The sequence below is a fragment of the Hyphomonas sp. genome (genome assembly GCF_041398385.1).
In the GTDB taxonomy this organism is placed as follows: domain Bacteria; phylum Pseudomonadota; class Alphaproteobacteria; order Caulobacterales; family Hyphomonadaceae; genus Hyphomonas.
Map to the genome: position 1 here is coordinate 453,203 of NZ_JAWKUW010000002.1, position 18,919 is coordinate 472,121.

Consider the following 18,919-nt stretch of genomic DNA (forward strand, 5'->3'; position numbering starts at 1 on the left):
GTAGTCGGCAGGTTACTGCAGTATTTGGGCAATCTCATTTTCTGCTTGATGCCCGCAATTGGGGGCGCGATCCGGACTTTTGGCGACGATTGGGCTACGACCTCCTTCGGCGACTTCCAGCCGGTCGACCCCAGTTCACTGAACGACTGGAATGGGCGCGAAAGGCGCCATAAGAAATACGGTCCGCAGGTCTCAATTTCTTTGGGGGAGGGTGGTTTCGGTCTTTACTTTTTCCAGACGTGCACCCGGTTCGTTTAAACCCCAACGGCGATCAAAATAGAATTCAAGTGCTTGTCGAATTTCTATCCGAAGCAGGTCACTGCTAAATCCAAACTCTCTGCGAACGACAGCAGCTTGAGATGAGGTGAGCCTTGCGCTCGGTCTCAGCCAAATAGTGCTGATCGAATGCCATTCCATGTCGAAGGGCGGCGGCGTATCCAATTCATCCATTTGGAACTCGTCCTCTGGGTTGATCCTTGCAGGGTGAAAGTTCCGGTATTCGCCGCGTTTGTAGCTGTAGGCCCGGAAATGAATGCTCTCGCCATCGAAGATAAACCGTGTTGGCGCGACCCATTGTGGAGCCGTTTCACCAGAGCTCATCGATGTGTAGGCGATTCTGATTTTTTGCTGTTTCGAGATGGCGTCGTAAAGCACGGTCGCGACGTGAGGTTCCAGCCACCGTTTCGCACGGGGCAGCGCAGCGGGCAACGCATCGTCTGAGGCCGTGTCAAGAACGCCGAACACGTCCAGCATCGAAGAAGCCGCAATCGGCTGATGATCGGGCGAAGCCACGTAGGCCTTCAGATGCGCGTCGTACTCCGGAGCATTTTGAGTGATCAGCGACAGATATGCCCGAAAATCATTGGCGGCCTGCGCGATCGAGATTCCAAATCGGTCGGTGAGATCACGCCGCCGCGCGACGCCGCGCCAGGTGAAGCACCGATCGAGAAACAACAGGCGCTGTCGTTGGGCATGTTTCAGGTCGTCAAGCGTCATCCGATTTCCTCTCTTGACTCTTGTTAACTCATACATCAAAAAATTATACGTATAAAAATTATACGGAACAAGCCATGAAGCTGCTACACACTTCCGACCTGCATCTCGGTCGTCAATTCAACGGGATATCCCTTGAGGAGGATCACGCAGCGGTGCTCGCCCAGATCGTCGAGGCGGTGAAGGCGAATGGCGTTGATGCGCTTATTATCGCCGGCGATGTCTTCGACAGGGCGTCGCCGCCGCAAAACGCGGTGCGCCAGTTCACTGGGTTTCTCCAGCGAATCAAAACGGAAACAGACGCCGCGGTCGCCATGATCGCGGGCAATCACGACTCCGGGGACCGTATCGACCTTTCAGCCATCGCGGCGGATCGCACGCGTTGGCTCATCCGCGGTGCGATCAGTGCTGAGGAATCACCGCTCCTGCTTTGCGACCCGCACGGCCCGGTTGCGATCTCAGCGCTGCCGTTCGCTTACGAGTATGCCGCGCGCGAGTGCTTTGAGAGCGAGGCCATTGGTACGCCCGAAGATGTACTGGTAGCGCAGGTCGCAGCCGCCCGCGCTGAGGTCCCAGAAGGCGCGCGGTGGATTATCGTCGCCCATGCCTTCGTCACGGGTGGTTCAGTGAGCGAGAGCGAGCGCTCCCTGACGCGGGTTGGCGGCATAGAGACTGTCAGAACTTCCGTTTTTGACGGGGCTCACTATGTCGCCCTCGGGCATCTACATCGCCCCCAATCGGTAGACGGGGAGCATATTCGCTATTCTGGCTCGCCTCTCGCCTTCGGCTTCGATGAGGCCGACTCGGGAAAATCGATGAGCCTGATCGAGATGGATGCAGCGGGTCAGGTTTCGGTCGAGGTCCTGCCGTTCAAGCCAGTCAGGCGTGCCCGGGTTCTCCGCGGCAAGCATGCAGAACTCCTGCTCTCCGATCCGTCGAGCGATTTCATAAAGGTGGTGCTAACGGATGATGCACCTGTCATCGACGGGATGAAGCGCTTACGGGAAGTGTTTCCGAACGCCTGCGAGCTAATCTACGCCCGCGACGAGCACCCACTCGAGATCAAATCGGTAAACGGACCGCCTGTCGAGGCCGCCGAACCTGCAGACGTGGTTCGCAACTTCCTGACAGAGGTCGGCCTTGAGAATTTATCTGAGGACGATGAGGGAGTGATCGACGCTTCGCTCACGCGCTTGCGGCATAGGGAGGACGCGGAATGAGACCGGTCCGACTCACACTCCAGGCCTTCGGCCCCTACGCGAACAAAGAGATCATCGATTTCCGCAGCGCTGTTGAAGCGGGCCTGTTCGGCATCTACGGGCAGACCGGTTCGGGCAAATCGACAATCTTCAGCGGAATGACCTTCGCTCTATTCGGTGAGGCATCGAAGTCGGAGCAGGATCGCACTTCCCTTCGTTCGGACCATGCACCGGCTGACCTCACAACCGAAGTCGAGTTCGTCTTCGATGTGGGCGAGCGGCGTTTCGTGGTCGTTCGCCAGCCGGATCAGATGCGCCCGAAGCAGCGCGGCGAAGGTGAAACCAAGAGTGCCCACGAGGCTCATCTGTTCGACGCGACCGGGCTTTCCCTAGAAGAGATCACGGCGGACAAGCGCGGCAAGATCATTGCAGAAAAGAAGGTCCGCGATGTTGATGCTGCCGTTTCGGATCTTCTCGGCTACGGCGTTGAACAGTTCCGGCAAATTGTGCTGCTGCCGCAAGGCCGGTTCGAGAAATTCCTATCCGCCAAAACTAATGAACGCGTTACGATCCTGCGGGACCTGTTCGACGTCTCGCTCTATCAGGCACTGATGGCCGACCTAAAGGAAAAGGCAGCGGAGGCGGAGCGGCAAGTGCGCGAAGAACGGGCAGTCTGCGCCGGGCGGCTCAAAGCCGAAGGGTTCGAGAGCACGGACGCCCTGCTCGAAGGCATAAACGCAGCCCAAACCGCGGTTCAGGAACGATCAACAGTTGAGGCCGACGCAAAGAAACAAGCGCAAGCGGCCGAGACCGCATTTCGGTCTGCCGAAGCGGTTGAGGCAAAGTTCGTGGCATCGGAACAAGCACAGGCAAAGCTCACCGTACTGACAGCTCGCAAGGCAGAATTCACGGCCATCGCCGACCGAATGAAACAGGCGATGCGCGCCCAACTGATTGTGGATGTGGAAGAGCAACTCTTCGCCGCCAAGCGAGACGTGAAGGACGCCGAGGCGAAGCTCTCCGAAGCTAAAGAAGCGCAGAGCCGGGCCAAACAAAAGGTCAAAGACGCGACCGAGGCCCTAGCAAGAGAAGAGGCACGAGCGCTTGAGTTGGAAGCCGCGCGCAAACGCAAAGATGATCTTGAGAGATTTGCCGGCGTTCTCGAAGCAGCTTCAGCCAGCGCCGAAGCCGTGGAGGCGGCTCTCGAGGCGCAGCGGATAGCCCGCGCGGCGTTCGAGAAAAGTAAAGATCGGCTCGGCCAGTTGCGCAATACTCGCGCGGAACGCACGGCCGCGCTCAAGTCAGCCCGGGGCGCTGAAAGCCTGCGCGGTGACCTCGCGAAAGCGCTTTCGCTTCTCCTGACCCAGAAGAAAGAAGCCGAGGACTATGCGAAAGCAGAAGCCGTTGCCAGGTCGGCGAAAGCGGTGTTTGAAAAGGAAAGTGCCGCCTCAGCCGAGGCGCTGAAACAGGAAGCAGAGGCGCGCGCCACCTATGCAGCCGCAGAACAAGCCCTTGCCGCGGCTCAGGCGTTGCATCTCGCGACCAAGCTGGAAAACGATGCGCCCTGTCCTGTGTGCGGATCGACCGACCATCCAAGTCCCGCGACGGGCGATATCGAGAATGCAGGACGCGATCAGGCCTTCCGCGAAGCCCGCGCCCGGCTTGAAAAAGCTGAACGCGCCGCCCGCGAGATCAGTGAAAAACTAGCTGGGCAGAAAGCCACGTTCGAGGCCAGAAAGGAAACTTTGTCTTCGCTCGAACAGCCGTTGGACACGCTCGCGGCCATTCTCGAGAAAGTTCGTCAAACTGAAGCTGATATTAACGCGCTTGGTCCGGTCGTGAATATAGAGGAGGCCGAGGCGGCCCTCGATGCACTCGACAAGCAGATTGCGGAAATCGAGACCGAGACCGAACTCCTACGCGCTAAAGCTGACAAATGCCGTAACGCCGCGACCGAAGCCAGAGCCGCCCGCGATGGGAAACTCGAGGTCGTCCCCGAAGCGCTCCGTACACCGAGTACACTAGCATCAGCCATGGAAGAGACATCACGCACGCTGAATGCGCTCGTCAACGCGAAAGACAAAGCAGAAGCCCTGGCGAAGGCGGTCCGAGAAGCAGCCCTCTCCGCCGATGCCACGGTCAAGGGCGCTGAAGAGTCAGCTACAGCCAACAAAGTCCGCCTCGCAAAATCTGAGGCGACGTTCCGCACGCGTCTGTCCGAGCAAGGGCTCACGGACGCGCTTTATCAAACGCTCAAACCCGCCATCGCGACGATCGATTCAGACAGTGAATCGGTCAAAATGTTCGAGACTCAGTTGAATGAGGCGCAGGGCGCTGCAAAGGCAGCGGCCTTGGCGATTGCCGATCTGCCCCGCCCGGACCTTGCTGTGTTGAAAGAAGCTCATCAAGCCGCCGCAGCAGCCCTGACCAAATCGACGGAGGAGCGGATCGCTGCCAGCAACCGTGTCGATCAGCTGGAGAAACTGAGAAAAAGCCTCGAAGAGACGATGCGCAAACTCGATGAGGCTGAAGCCGAGTCCGGCCCTCTTCGCAAGATCGCGGCTCTGGCTAATGGCGATAATCCGCTTAACCTGAAGCTGGAAACCTATGCGATCGGGGCCATGTTCGACCGCGTGCTTGAGGCCGCGAATCTCCGGCTCGGCCCGATGACCTCCTCCCGATATCAGCTCGAACGCGACACTGAAGGCGGTCGTGGCAGCCGCGGCCTCGGCATCCAGATCTTTGATATGCATACCGGCAAGTCGAGAGGAACGGATACCCTGTCCGGCGGCGAGACATTTATCGCGGCGCTCGCCCTCGCGCTAGGGCTCGCCGATGTCGTCGAATCGGCGAGCGGGAAAGTCCGTCTCGATACTATCTTCATTGACGAGGGATTTGGCAGCCTCGACACTGAGAACGGTTCAGGCACCCTCGATCAGGTTCTGAACGTCCTCAATAGCCTCGTCAAACAATCCCGCGCCGTCGGCCTGATTTCGCACGTCCCTCTGGTCCAAGAAGCTATTCCGAACGGGTTCTATATCCGCAAAGGACTTTTGGGCAGCACGGTTGAAGAGAGGAGCACGATCTGATGGCAGCTCGACTTTCTAAAAGACGTTTTCATACTCGGCGCTTGAGCTGCGGTAGGGTGGTAGATGTTCGAGAATGCTGGGTTCTGCAGGAGCGTGGTACCAGTGAGAGGAAGCGCAGCTATCGGCACCCTTGTCCCAAATGCGGAGCAGAGATCATCAGCGTCCACATGCCATGGTGAGGATGATTTGACGCTGGATTTGTTCGATAAGGAGTACGACCATGCCCATGCCGAGATACAGAGACATCGACGGTGACTCAGGAATACTAAGCTATCAGTACGGCAAAGACTGGATAACGGTCGAGTTCGAGCGTGGTCTACAAAGGCACTACAAATACACATACGCTAGCGCCGGCTCTTTCCACGTTGATCGTATGAAGACGTTGGCAGACCAGGGCGAGGGCCTGAACTCCTACATCAACAAGAATGTAGCAAAGTCGTACGAAACAAAGTGGTAGAGATAATTACCGGATAGTTCATGCCAGCAGGCATCGCGAATACCTGCTCTCAGTACTTCGCCCGACTTGCCCATCTGCAAATGCTTTCTGAGCGAATTCTAATATCAGCTTTCAGGATAGAGCAGCGATCAGATCGGACCTGATAGCAGGCGGCGAAGGGATTATGCTAGACGTTGAGCGTTCTTTCCTACGTGTCAATAGCTTGCTGAAACTGGGACTACGATTGATACGCCTCAGGGCGCTATGAGCCGGCCGTATCGATCTGTCCAAGGATGTCGGACCAGGAAGCGTCCAAGGCTTCGACGAATTTCAGAAACTCGATGACGTCAATTCTACGTTCGCCAAGCTCAATCTTCGCCACGTAAGACTGTGGTACGCCAAGAAGATCAGCGACTTGTTGCTGGGATAGGCCGGCTTCACGCCGTGCCTTCTTCAATTCCTGAACCAGCTTTCGGTGTGCGGGAGTTCGAAGGGTTTTGTTCACCACGATACCAAGGGCAAGAAACTTGTTGCCCTCGTAATCCGAAATATGGATAATCCCATTTTGGGATTATTTGTTCCCGCGGAAGAGGTAGATGGTGGTGCGTCGACAGTTCGATGCCAAAGTTGCGAGACGAGCAAAAGTCTACACCCGGTGGGCACATGTGCGCGTTCGGTGTCGTTGCGCCAGATGGTTCGCAATCGAAGATCACTTAGATGGTTCTTCGTAATGCGAAAATCTTTGGGATCGGCTGACTTATTTGCGAGCTTTGACGGGTCGTTTGAGGAGTTCGTCAGCTTCGACGTTGAGCGCCGTTGCGAGTTGTTGAACTACATCAATGCTCGCGCTGTATACCCGCCGCTCCAACAGGCTGACATAGGTCCGATCAATACCAGCCAAGTGGGCCAGTTCTTCCTGAGAGAGCCTCTTCGCTCTTCGGAATGCCTTCAAATTGAATGCGAAGATTTCTCGGATGTCCATGATCCGAGAATGAACGTGTTGAGTAGTATACTACCACGGAGTATACTACTCAAATCAGTATGGCGGAGACCAGAGAGGTGACTTTGCACAAACCTTGGCTGCCTGCGAAGCACACTTTCATCGAAAGTGGCTTTCCCTTCCATTCAGGATTTGCGCTCGGCAAAGATGGAAGTACCGGCCCTCATGACTGAACGTGTTATTCGGTCAGCATCGGCAGCAATGGTCGTGCATCGGGCGAACGCTTCAGGAGGGCGGGGCGTTTCAAGCCAAAGGCTCAAGTCGCCGGGATTCCAAGTGAAGCTTGCGCCCGCTTCAGAACCGGGTTCAGAGGCGATCGGCCAATTGTACCGGTCACTCTTTGATCAGCTGGTTCGATTGAGCCGCAGTCGGATCAGAAATGCGATGGATGCCGAGGATCTGGTGCAGGATGCCTTTCTGGCTGTCGGGCGCGCCTATCCAGACAAGTCTGTGGATTATCTCCGGCCGCTCCTGTTTACGACACTCCGGAATTTGACCCTCAATTACTTGAAGTCCGGCAATACGAGACGCCGGCAGGCGTCCGTCGAACTGTCTGACATGGATGAGCGCCTGTCTTGTCCCCAAACGGTGACACCTGAGAGGCAACTCATAGACGCAGAATTGCTTGGCATTGCCGAACAGACAATTGCGGGGATGGCGCCGCGCCGCCGGGAAGCGCTGATCCTGCATCGTCTGGAACACCTGACATACGACCAGATTGCGCAGCACCTGTCAGTTTCTGCCACGACAGTCAAAACCGATCTTGCCAGCGCCATTGCGGAGGTCGCCGAGGCGCTTGCGAGAGCCGACAGGCGATCTGGTGATCGAGGAGCCGGACGCAAGTGACGATGCAGGAACCAGATCGCTTACGCGCTGCGAGACCGCCCCTGGTCGGTGAAACTTTCATGTTGAAGGGGAGTGCAGCTCTCAACGAGATCTTTAGCCTGCACTACGACGAGCTGGTGAGGTTCGGCCGGATACGGATAGGCAATGCCGCAGACGCCGAGGACCTTGTCCAGGACGCGTTCCTTTCGGTACGGCGAGCATATCCAGACAAGGGAGCCGGGGAGCTGAGACCGCTCCTGTTCACGACCTTGCGCAATCTCACGCTGGACTATCTGAAATCGGGATATGTGAAGCATCGGCGATCGGCGGCCGAGATTGGCCCCCTGAATGAAGTGCTCGCCTGTCCGCGTTCTGCGACACCCGAGACGCAGGTGATTGATACGGAGTTGCTGGCAATCGCGGAGACGGCCATCGCCGCCTTGAAGCCGCGCCAGCGGGAGGTTCTGCATCTCAGCCGCTTCGAGCGGCTGACGCATGACCAGATTGCGCGGCGGCTTTCGGTGTCGCCAAGAACAGTAAGGAATGACATCGCTGAGGCGTTGGCGAGGATTGCGAAGAGCCTGGCGCGTGCGAGACCAGACTGATGACATGCGAAATGGACCGTCCAGGTACTCTGGACGCTGCGGCGCGTTGGTACAGTGACCTGCAGGATCCAGACCTCGATCTCGAAACCTGGGAGGCATTCCTGGACTGGGAACGCGATCCCGGGAACGCTGCCGCGTTCCAGAAGGTCGAAGCCAGTCTTGCCGTATTGGACCGAGCCTCACTTGGCTACATCGAGGCTGTAGAAGCGGGACCACAGGGGCGAGGGCGCTTCGTGACGGCGCGGGCGGGATGGCTATCCGGGATCGCGGCGGCACTGGCTTTGGCGACAGTATCGTACTTCGTCCTGGGAACGCTCGCTCGCCCTGAACCGGTCCAGTATGCAACCAGCCTTGGCGAGCAGCGTACTATCGAGCTCGCCGATGGGTCACAAATGACGCTCAATACCGATACCGAGGCAGAGGTGTCCTTTACCCGCAACCAGCGCCATATCCGGCTCATACGCGGGCAGGCCCTGTTCGAGGTCGAGAAGGATGAGATGCCCTTTGTTGTCGATGCTGAAGGTCACAGGACAACGGCCCTTGGTACCGAGTTCGATGTCTACGCAAACGCAGGCGCTGTAGCGGTCACTCTGATGCGGGGCTCCGTTGTTGTCTCCCCGGTCCCGGCCGAGCGATGGGGGTTTGGGCTCCTTTCCGGTTCACCGGCAGGGACTGGTGGACGGGAGCTCGTACCGGGAGAGCGGTTGATCATCGGGGAGGACGGCGTGGAATCGGTTTCGGATGTCGATCCTGCGAAGGCAGCGATGTGGCGAACCGGCCGCATCCAGTTCGATGACACTTCCGTGGGGGATGCCCTTGCCGAACTGAATCGGTACGCAAGAACAAAGGTCCGAATCGAAGATTCGGCCCTTGCGGCGGAGCGCATCAGCGGGAGCTTCTATGTCGGGCAGGAAGAGGATTTTGTCGGGTCTCTTGTGATCATGTTTTCTCTTGAGACCGAGCGAAGTGGGGACGAGATCCTGCTTTCACGGATTTCAGAGCCAGATTGATCTCTTCTGGATACTATCTTCCCGCGCGGCCGTTATGATCTTGCGCACAGATTTGTAGAACTTTGTGGGATTGGTCGTTGACGCGAGCGGCTCTGGCTTATAAATCCCCGCCTTCCAATCTTCGTGCCCAGATGGCGGAATTGGTAGACGCGCACGGTTCAGGTCCGTGTGCCGCAAGGCGTGGAGGTTCGAGTCCTCTTCTGGGCACCAATTCATTGATTTTATTGGATTTTTTATTTCTCGGTACCCTGCGGCCTGTTTAAGGTTGATGGAATTTGGTACCCTTATCGCTTCTTCACTTGTTGTCCTGTGAAGCAGCTCATGAAACTCACCGACACAGATATCGAAGCCCTGTTACCGGAGGCGAGATCCTATAAGCGGGCAGACGGGCGCGGGCTCTATATCCTGGTCGTGCCGACGGGCTCAAAACTCTGGCGGATGAACTACCGGTTTGAGGGCAAGCAGAAGACGCTCTCCTTCGGCGCCTGGCCGGTTGTGACGCTCGAAGAGGCGAGGGAAAAGTGCCTCAAGGCGAAGCGGCTCCTGAAGCAGGACATCGATCCTGGCGGGGTGCGCAAGTCCATCCGTCCGGGACGCAGGAAAGCCGATCCCGAGAGCTTCAACGCGATTGCCGATGAGTTCCTCCGCAAGCGCAGGCTGGACGGACTTGCCGAGACAACACTTAGCAAGAAGGCCTGGCTGTTGGACCTTGCCCGGGACGATCTCGGGCCGCGATTGATTACCGAGATCAAGCCGGCCGACGTACTGGCCGTGCTCCGCTCAGTCGAGGGCCGCGGCAATTATGAAACGGCCAAACGGCTGCGGACCACGATTGGGGAAGTGTTCCGCTATGCGGTGGCGACGCTTCGAGCCGAAAGTGATCCGACGCCGGTCCTGCGCGGAGCGCTGATCTCTCCGAAGGTCCGGCATATGCCCGCCATTACCGACGAGGACGAGTTCGGTCGTCTTGTGAGGGCGATCTGGCGCTATGAGGGCAGGGGAGGCACAGCAAAGGCGCTGAAGCTCATGGCGCTGCTCTTTCCGCGCCCTGGCGAGCTTCGGCATGCGAGATGGTCGGAGTTCGATTTCAACAAGGTTGTGTGGACCATTCCGGCTGAGCGCATGAAGATGCGACGGGAGCATCGCAAGCCTCTCCCGCCGGCCGCTTTGCATCTGCTTATCGATCTGCGCGGGAGGAGCGGGCCGGAGAATTATGTTTTCCCTGCTATGACCAATCCCGAGCGACCGATGAGCGAGAATACGATGAATGGTGCGTTGGAGCGGTTGGGGTTTCCAGGGGCAGAGATGACACCGCACGGATTCCGGGCGAGTGCTTCAACACTGCTGAATGAGAGCGGGCTCTGGAACCCGGATGCGATCGAGGCGGAGCTTGCCCATGTCGACACGAAGGGCGTGCGGTCGATCTACAATCGGGCGCGGTATTGGACCGAGCGGGTGGAGATGATGTCCTGGTGGGCGGGGTGGGTGATGCGGCAGACGAATGGGGGGTAGGTCGATAGATGGGGATCAACCTAAGCGTACGGTTGGCGAATTGGAACCCAGAAGGTATGCCGTCAAAGACCAGACCCGGAAATCAGAAGCATGCAGCCCAGCATCCAAGGCCCTAATGCCGAACAGCAGAAGGCGATCAACACACTTGACGGGCCTGTTCTGATTGTGGCCGGCCCCGGCTCGGGCAAGACCTATTGTCTCGTTGAGCGCACAATCAAATTGCTGGCACAGCGCGAAGTCGAGCCGGAACGGGTGCTTGTTTCGACATTTACGGAAAAGGCGGCAAAAGAGCTGAAGACGCGGATCGCAAGCCGCATGCAACGCGCGAGCTCCAAGCTCAACCCGCTGGACCTGACGGTCGGCACGCTCCACTCAACCTTCCTGGACATTCTCGATGAGTTCCGCGCCTTCTCTCGCATCCGCCGCAACTACACGATCCTTGACCAATTCGATCAGCAATATTTCGTCTACCAACGGCTTTCCGCGTTTGACGACATCGATGGACTGGATGGGCTGATCCGACCGTCCAACAACGTGCCAAGCTGGCGCGTCGCAGAGACCCTTTGCGGCTATCTTAACAAGGTGGCTGAAGAGGCCGTCGATCCATCTGCGCTCGCGGTCGCCGCGCATCCCGAGCTTGTCGCCATCGGCGAAGCCTATCGGCGCTATCAGGAGCTTCTCGAACAATTCAACTATATCGATTTCTCGACGATCCAGGTCGAGGTTCTGCGCCTTCTCGACATTCCCGAGGTCGGTGAGAAACTCCGCGCGCGCTTCGATTATCTGATGATCGATGAGTATCAGGACACGAACACGATCCAGGAGCGGATTGTGCTCAAGCTCGCCTCTCAGCACTCCAACATTTGCGTCGTGGGGGATGACGACCAAGCGCTCTATCGGTTCCGGGGCGCGTCCATTCGCAACATTCTCGAATTTCCGAAGCGCTTCGCGCCGGGCCAGTGCACGCAGATCAATCTCACCAAGAACTACCGGTCCCATCCAGACATCGTCGAATTCTACAATGAATGGATGGAGCTTGCGGATTGGGAGGGCGAAGATCGCAGCTATCGATATCCCAAGGTCATTGAAGCCGAGAGCCTGGATCGTGCGGAACGGCCGGTTGTCTTCAAGGTCTCTGGGGCCGACGGAGAGGATAATTGGGCCGATGAGGCGATCTCATTCCTTCAGGACCTGCGCACGAAGAAGATTATAAAGGACTGGAACCAGGTTGCGTTCCTGTTCCGCTCGGTTCGTAACGACAAAGTCGTCCGCTTCGCAAATGACCTCGAGGCTACGGGCATCCCGATCTATGCGCCGCGTTCGAACATGTATTTTGAGCGTGAGGAGATCCGCCTCATCATTGGCGCCTACATGTTCCTGTTTCCGCAATACGGCTCGATCCGGGCGACACGCGAAGGGATGCAGCTAAACGTCTGGGCCTATTATGATCGCTGCTTGTCGGACTTCATTGCGCATCTGAAAACGGGCGAGGACGGTCAGATCATGGCCTGGGCCCGGGATACGGCCAAGCGTCACCTGACACTATCCGAGAACACCAACTATTCCTTCGCCAGCCTGTTCTATGACCTCATCCAATTCCCAACCTTCAGCCGGTATCTGGGAGCCGACATTGCGCATGGTGGCGTTCGCGACAGCCGCCCGGCGCGTAACCTCGCCAAACTCTCCCGCCTGCTCAACAAGTATGAGTACCTATACAACGTCATCGTTATTCGGCCAGAGCGGCTCGAACGGGATCTGACGACGCTCTTCAATCTTTTCATACGCTTCCTCTGGGATGGCGGCATTGAGGAGTATGAGGACGAGTCTGATTACGCGCCGTCTGGCTGCGTTTCTTTCATGACGATCCACCAGTCAAAGGGGCTTGAGTTCCCGATCGTCATCTGCGGCTCACTCGATGCTGTTCCGCGCCGGCAGCACTCCGTTCTGGATGACCTGCTTGAGGATGAATTCGGCGATGACGAGCCGTTTGAGCCGTTAGACAGGATCAAGACATTCGACTTCTGGCGACTGTTCTACACGGCGTTCTCAAGGGCACAGAACATGCTTGTTCTGACCTGTCAGGAGAATACGCCGAAGGGACGTGGTCAGCGCAATGTGCCGTCAGCCTATTTTCAACCGGTCTACACGTCGCTGCGCTGTTGGCGCGATCTGACCTTCGACCGTTCGCAGATCGAGCTTGCCGAGGTCAAGCCGAGTAACCTCAAGAACAGCTATTCCTTTACCTCCGACGTTCTGGTGTTCGAGGGCTGCCCACAGCAGTACCGCTTCTTCAAGGATCTCGAATTTGCACCCGTGCGCACCAACGCCATTCTGTTTGGCACGCTCGTTCACCAGACGATTGAGGACATCCACAAGGCTGTGCTGCGCGGCGAAGAAAGCTCGGTCACTGCCGAACAGATCGACCGTTGGTTCAACGCGAATTACACCAACATCTCGCAGAAGGAACGGGTCTACCTTGTCGACTATGTCCTGCGCGTTGCACGGGAGCATGTGACGCGATATGTCGATCGAGAACGCGCGAACTGGCACCGATTGCGCGAGGCCGAAGTCGAGCTGAGCCTCCTCAAGGATGACTATGTCCTTACCGGAAATGTTGATCTGATCGAGGCCGAGGATGGGGCCTGGGAGATTATCGACTTCAAAACCGAGAAGAAGCCTGACCTCGTCGATGATGCGGATAAGCTCGCCCGCTATCGGCGACAGCTTCAAATCTATGCGCATCTCTTTGAGGAGAAGCGCGGCGTGCGGGTTGACCGGATGGCACTCTATTATACGAGCGAGGAGTCCGGAAACCCGCGGATCGTATTTCCGCGGGAAACGGCGGATATCAAGAGCACCATCGAACAGATTGATCGTGTGGTGGGCAGAATCGTTGCGAAGGACTATGGGCTGAAGGAACGACCAGAAAAACTATGCAAGAACTGTGACTTCCAGTCGTTCTGCGACATGACATTCTGCAGAGCCTGAGATTGAATATGGATTTTATTGAACCTGAGAAGGTGGAGCGCGATGAGTAAAGAGAAGCAGGACGCCTTCGAAACATTTGAGTTTGACCTGGCCCCGATCCGCGGCTTCCCGGAGCTGCGCTGGGCCGGCAAACGGCCCTTCCGCTCGACCCAGTATTTTCCGGCGCAGAAGAAGGAGACTTATGGCGACCCGACCGACGGCTGGTGGAACAAGATTTTCTGGGGAGACAATCTTCAGGTCATGTCGCATCTGCTGAGGGAGTTCCGTGGCAAGGTGGATTTGATCTATATTGATCCGCCGTTTGACTCGAAAGCCGACTACAAAAAAAGAGTAAAGGTTCGTGGTAAAGCCGCAGAGAGCGACCAAGCCAGCTTCGAGGAAAAGCAGTATAGCGACATTTGGAGCAATGATGACTACCTTCAATTTTTGTACGAACGCATGATGCTTTTGCGGGAACTATTGAGTGCGTCAGGCTCTATCTATTTTCACTGTGATGTAAATCGAGGCCACTACATAAAGTGCCTCCTAGATGAGGTTTTCGGCGCATCAAATTTTAGGAACGAAATCGTATGGAAGAGAACAAGCGCCAGAGCGGACTCAAGGACGTACAATCATATTCACGACACGATCTTTTTCTACACGAAGACGGACGGGTTTGTTTGGAATAAACAGTACACGGAGCATAGCGAAGCTTACCTAAAGAGCAAGTATCACAACATCGACGAAAATGGCCGCCGATATCAGTTGGACAACATGACAAGTCCAAACCCTCGTCCAAATATGACTTATGTTTGGAAAGGCTTTTTGCCTCCAGAAAACGGCTGGCGATACAGCAAGGAGAAAATGGCGGAGTTGGATGCCGATGGTCGAATTTGGTACCCTGACGATAAGACAAAGCGCCCTCGACTGATTCGCTTTTTAGATGAGTCCGATGGTCGCCCTCTCGACACAGTCTGGTCCGATATCTTTCCGGTAAATTCTCAGGCTTCTGACCGACTAAACTACCCAACACAGAAGCCAGTCGAGTTGATCGAGAGGCTAATTAGAGCATCGTCTGATCCGGGAGACTTGGTACTCGACTGCTTTATGGGCTCCGGCACTACACAATCCGTTGCCATGAAGCTTGGCCGCCGCTTCATCGGCGCCGACATCAATCTTGGAGCTATTGAGACAACGACTAAACGCCTGAACGGTGTGCGTTGTGACCTTGAGACTGGAGCGACAGATCTCTTCGCCAATGATGACGAGACTAAGCCGTCGAAGTTTTACACCGGCTTTGAAGTTTACAATGTCAACAATTACGATCTGTTCCGCAATCCCGTTGAGGCAAAAGAGCTGATCCGGGAGGCGATGGAGCTGCAGCCACTTGCTGCTGGAAGCGTGTTCGATGGTCAACGAGAGGAGTATCTCGTCAAGATCATGCCGGTAAACCGCATCGCGACACGGGCGGACTTGAATGAGGTCATCAATGGGCTGGACTTCAAGGCGTTTGAAGCGCGCGCAGCGAAAGCTCCGAACAAGCCTGCCGAGCGCATCCATCTTGTCTGCATGGGCCATGAACCCGACCTGGGCCCTGAACTCGTGAAGGCGGCCAAGCCGTTCGACATCGAAGTCATCGTCACCGATCTCATCCGCGACAAAGCGCATTTGCACTTCAAGCGCGCCTCGGATGCCCGCCTCAAGATCGAAGACGGTCATCTTGTCGTTGTAGGCTTCTATCCGATGAATCTGTTGCAGAAGCTCTCCATGGAAGCCGACGCTGTCGAGGACTGGCGGCAGCTCGTTGAGACAATCAAGGTCGACTGGAATTATGATGGCGCGGTGCTCACGCCGGCAATCATCGATGCGCCAGAGGGCGAGGCATTGGTCGCAGGCCGCTATTTGATCCCCACCGACGCCTCAACGATCCGCGTTAAGATCACCGATCTTCTCTCGGAGTCCTGGGAAGGGGAGATCGAAAATGTCTAAGGGGAAGAAGACGATCCGACAGGACTTCGCATTCTTCCAGGCGCTCCTTAATTTCTATGCAGACAATAAGGGCACAATCAGGCGGCGCTATAAACAGCTGACCAAGCAGTTTCTCGACTTCAACGATCCCGAATTGCGCAGCGACGCCTTCCTGCGTCAGCCGCAATTTGAAGCCTTGGAAATCTATATCTTCCTCAAGGAATTCGGGAACAACCGCCACGTCCACGACCTCTTCAGTGAATGGGCGAAGAACGAGGGTTTATTTGACGGCTTCCAGACGACCGGCACAGACCGCAAGGGGCAGGGCAGCTTGCTCGGTTTCCTCGAACTTGAAGGCGACGAGCAGTATGAAGAGATTTTCGCCCGCCTGAGCGAGCGAGCGCGGGCCTACCCAAACTACATTTTCGCACTGACCATGGGGCTCGGCAAAACGATCCTGATGGCGACATGCATCTTCTATGAGTTCCTACTCGCTAACAAGTTCGGGAAGGATAATCGGTTCTGCAAGAACGCGCTGGTTTTCGCGCCGGACAAAACGGTGCTCCAGTCCCTCAAGGAAATTCAGACCTTTGACCTCGATCTGGTCGTTCCACCGGAATACGCCAACTTCCTCCGCGCCAATCTAAAGTTTCATTTCCTTGACGATACGGCTTCGACCATCGGCGCGCAGGACGGATCGTCCTTCAACGTAATCATCTCAAACACGCAGAAGATTATCCTGAGGCGCCGTAGCGCCGAGCCATCGACAACTGACAGGCTCTTTTCGGAGCGCACCGGCTCTCTGTCTGAGGTCTACGGCGAGCTCTATGAAATGCTCGGAGAAGAAGCGCCGGAAAGCGATGCAGATCTTGCGGTCAATGCCCGTTTCCAGCGGATCGCCCGTTTGCCCCAACTTGGCATCTACGTAGACGAGGCCCACCACTCCATGGGTGCATCGCTTGAGAAGGATCTTGGCCAGGCCAAGGACGCCTCCGCGCTACGCACAACTATCGACGAACTGGCGCGCGCGCTTGAGGCGCGCAAGACATCGGTTGTCGGCTGCTACAACTTCACAGGCACGCCCTATGTGAAAGATCGCATCATGCCGGAGGTCGTCTACGCCTATGGCTTGAAGGTGGCGATCGACAACAAATACCTGAAACAGCCCGAGTTCATCGATTATTCAGGCAACGTCAAGAGCAACGATTTCCTGCGCGAACTCGTGACGGATTTCTGGACCAAGGAAGGCGAAAGCCGCCGCGAGGGGATGCTGCCCAAGCTCGCTATTTTCGCCTCCACCATTGATGAGCTGACGGGCGAATTGCGCCCCGCGCTGGAAAGGGTGATGGCGTCGCTCGGGATACCGACAACCCGCATACTGGTGAACGTTGGCGACGACAAACATACCACCGCAGAAGACATCCGCGAGTTCAATCGTCTCGATACGCCGGAATCTGAGAAGCAATTCATACTGCTTGTTGGCAAGGGCCGCGAGGGATGGAATTGCCGGTCGCTGTTTGGCGTTGCGCTCTATCGCAAGCCCAAGTCTAAGATTTTCGTCCTGCAGTCGACGATGCGCTGCCTGCGCTCTATCGGCGACATTCAGGAAACCGGGCGGATCTACCTTTCCGCCGAAAACATGCAGATCCTGGAAGATGAGCTACAACAGAACTTCCGCGTGACTACGGAGGAACTCGGCCCGAAAAAGGGCGACGAGTCTGAAGTCTATGAGGTTACGGCCGTACCTCCGCCGGTCGTTCTGAAAATGAAGCGCCGGCGAGAATTGTTTCGGACCAAGCGTAAAGATAAGCCCGAAACGATTACGTTCGATCTGTCAGACGAGGTGGTTGAAACCTATCGCGCCGCGCTACGCCGCCGAAAGAATATCAATTCCGACAAGGGGACATCGGAGGATATCACTGACAGGCTTGAGAATCGCACCTTCACATCCTTCACGCTAACAGGCGAGATTGCACGATACTTCTCAGGGGACGGCCTTTCGCCATTCGACATTGAAGAACTGTTAGAAGCGGCTTCGCCTGCAATGGGACGCATCGTCGAGGTCGTGAACATCTCAAACGAAATTCTCTACGACATCATCATTCCGACGCTATTCCGCACCCTGTTCGAAATCGAACCTTTCGGCAGTGACTCCGAGGAGGAGATTGAACTCGTCAAAGGCTACAATGCCACAACCAACCGTCCGCCCTCATTCCGCTTCCGAGCAAGGCCACATCTTGTAGCCGGTCGCGACTATCCGGAGCACACAAAGCACCGTGACCGAACGTTCCACCTCGACCATTACTGCTTCGACAGCCAGCCTGAAGTCGACTTTTTCAAACGCGTGCTTGGCCTGAACGCAGTGGACCGCATCTATTTCACTGGCATGCTTGTCCATGGTCAGTCGGGCTTCCGCGTTAATTACATTCACCCTGAATCCCACACGGTCTGCAATTATTATCCGGACTTTATGGTCATTCGCGAAAGCGGTGAAATCTACCTCATTGAGGTCAAATCGGCCTGGAAGGAAGACGATCCTGTCGTCGTCGCAAAGCGCGAAGCGGCAGAGCAATTAGCGAGCGGCAACGAGTTCCATTACGCGCTGCTGACAAGGGAAGACTTCAACGGTTTCCTTGCGGCTGAAGGCGGGTGGCGGGATTATGCCCGTCCCATAATGCCTTCTTGAGTGGCACAGCCAACTCAGCCTGTCTCGGCGTTAGTATCTATCCCATCAGTCAGGTAGGCGGACGGTGCGTCTGCCCGAGCGCGGTCGTCGCGCAAGGGGGCGGGCCTTCGGCGTCTCTGATCATCTTTAGGTTTCCGACCTGGCTCCCCTTGCGCGCCGCCCTGATGCGCTCCGGCTGAGCACCTCCTCGCCGCCCACCCGACTGCCGGGGAAAGAACGCCGGGCGGCGCAAAGGAGACTGACATGACTGACCAATTCGCAACCCCTGCACCCCTTGCGGCAGAGACCGCGCCAGCCAACCCAGATCATCCGCGCATCTATGTGGCTTGCCTTGCGTCCTACAATAATGGCTACCTGCACGGAGCCTGGATCCCTGCGACCACCCCGGATGAGATCATGGAGAAGGTTCGCGCCATGCTGGCGGATTCGCCGGCTTCCGGCGCCGAGGAATGGGCGATCCATGACTACGAAGGCTTTGAAGGCGCGAGCCTCTCTGAATACGCCTCATTCGAAACCGTGTGTGCGTTGGCTGAGTTTATTGGAGAACATGGCTGCCTTGGTGCGAAGGTCTATGGCTATTTCGGCAATGACCTCGATGAGGCAGTCGCAGCCTTCGAGGAGTATGCTGG

13 protein-coding genes and 1 tRNA gene are annotated in these 18,919 nt (G+C 56.6%); 11 read left to right on the forward strand and 3 right to left on the reverse strand.

The annotated features are described in order from the left end of the window. Positions 1-192: 192 nt before the first annotated feature. The gene (locus tag R3C13_RS07010) at positions 193-996 is read right to left on the reverse strand and encodes a WYL domain-containing protein (protein WP_371310104.1); all 804 of its coding nucleotides are present in this window, start codon (positions 994-996) and stop codon (positions 193-195) included. A gap of 74 nt (positions 997-1,070) precedes the next feature. Between R3C13_RS07010 and R3C13_RS07015 the strand changes: the two genes are divergently transcribed. Beyond that, positions 1,071-2,213, forward strand: a complete 1,143-nt coding sequence (locus tag R3C13_RS07015; RefSeq protein WP_371310105.1) for an exonuclease SbcCD subunit D — start codon at positions 1,071-1,073, stop codon at positions 2,211-2,213. Then, entirely contained in the window at positions 2,210-5,281 is a 3,072-nt protein-coding gene (locus R3C13_RS07020; protein ID WP_371310106.1) for an AAA family ATPase, read from the forward strand. The genes R3C13_RS07015 and R3C13_RS07020 overlap by 4 nt, the downstream gene beginning before the upstream one ends. A gap of 698 nt (positions 5,282-5,979) precedes the next feature. Here R3C13_RS07020 and R3C13_RS07025 read toward each other — a convergent pair. Next, entirely contained in the window at positions 5,980-6,225 is a 246-nt protein-coding gene (locus R3C13_RS07025; RefSeq protein ID WP_233351618.1) for a helix-turn-helix domain-containing protein, read from the reverse strand. A 249-nt stretch (positions 6,226-6,474) separates the two neighbouring features. Then, the gene (locus R3C13_RS07030) at positions 6,475-6,699 is read right to left on the reverse strand and encodes a helix-turn-helix domain-containing protein (protein WP_371310107.1); all 225 of its coding nucleotides are present in this window, start codon (positions 6,697-6,699) and stop codon (positions 6,475-6,477) included. Positions 6,700-6,882: 183 nt separating this feature from the next. On the opposite strand from R3C13_RS07030, the gene R3C13_RS07035 reads away from it, so the two are divergent. The 9 genes from R3C13_RS07035 to R3C13_RS07075 all read left to right on the forward strand — a co-directional run. After that, positions 6,883-7,563 (forward strand): RNA polymerase sigma factor, encoded by a 681-nt coding sequence (locus R3C13_RS07035; protein ID WP_371310108.1) that lies wholly within the window; start codon positions 6,883-6,885, stop codon positions 7,561-7,563. Between the two features lie 59 nt (positions 7,564-7,622). Continuing rightward, positions 7,623-8,147, forward strand: a complete 525-nt coding sequence (locus tag R3C13_RS07040) for an RNA polymerase sigma factor (protein WP_371310109.1) — start codon at positions 7,623-7,625, stop codon at positions 8,145-8,147. Beyond that, on the forward strand, positions 8,147-9,157 hold the full coding sequence (locus tag R3C13_RS07045; RefSeq protein ID WP_371310110.1) for a FecR family protein: 1,011 nt from the start codon (positions 8,147-8,149) through the stop codon (positions 9,155-9,157). The genes R3C13_RS07040 and R3C13_RS07045 overlap by 1 nt, the downstream gene beginning before the upstream one ends. Before the next feature lie 125 nt (positions 9,158-9,282). Then, positions 9,283-9,367: transfer RNA gene (locus R3C13_RS07050), tRNA-Leu, on the forward strand. A gap of 111 nt (positions 9,368-9,478) precedes the next feature. Next, on the forward strand, positions 9,479-10,669 hold the full coding sequence (locus R3C13_RS07055; protein ID WP_371310111.1) for a tyrosine-type recombinase/integrase: 1,191 nt from the start codon (positions 9,479-9,481) through the stop codon (positions 10,667-10,669). 90 nt (positions 10,670-10,759) lie between these two features. Then, positions 10,760-13,657 (forward strand): ATP-dependent helicase, encoded by a 2,898-nt coding sequence (locus R3C13_RS07060; RefSeq protein WP_371310112.1) that lies wholly within the window; start codon positions 10,760-10,762, stop codon positions 13,655-13,657. Between the two features lie 42 nt (positions 13,658-13,699). Next, positions 13,700-15,625, forward strand: a complete 1,926-nt coding sequence (locus R3C13_RS07065; protein ID WP_371310113.1) for a site-specific DNA-methyltransferase — start codon at positions 13,700-13,702, stop codon at positions 15,623-15,625. Beyond that, complete coding sequence (locus R3C13_RS07070; RefSeq protein ID WP_371310114.1) at positions 15,618-18,290, forward strand: type III restriction endonuclease; 2,673 nt, start codon at positions 15,618-15,620, stop codon at positions 18,288-18,290. Before R3C13_RS07065 ends, R3C13_RS07070 begins: the two co-directional genes overlap by 8 nt. Positions 18,291-18,533: 243 nt before the next feature. Beyond that, the coding region (locus R3C13_RS07075; protein WP_371310115.1) for an antirestriction protein ArdA at positions 18,534-18,919 on the forward strand (386 nt) is incomplete at its 3' end.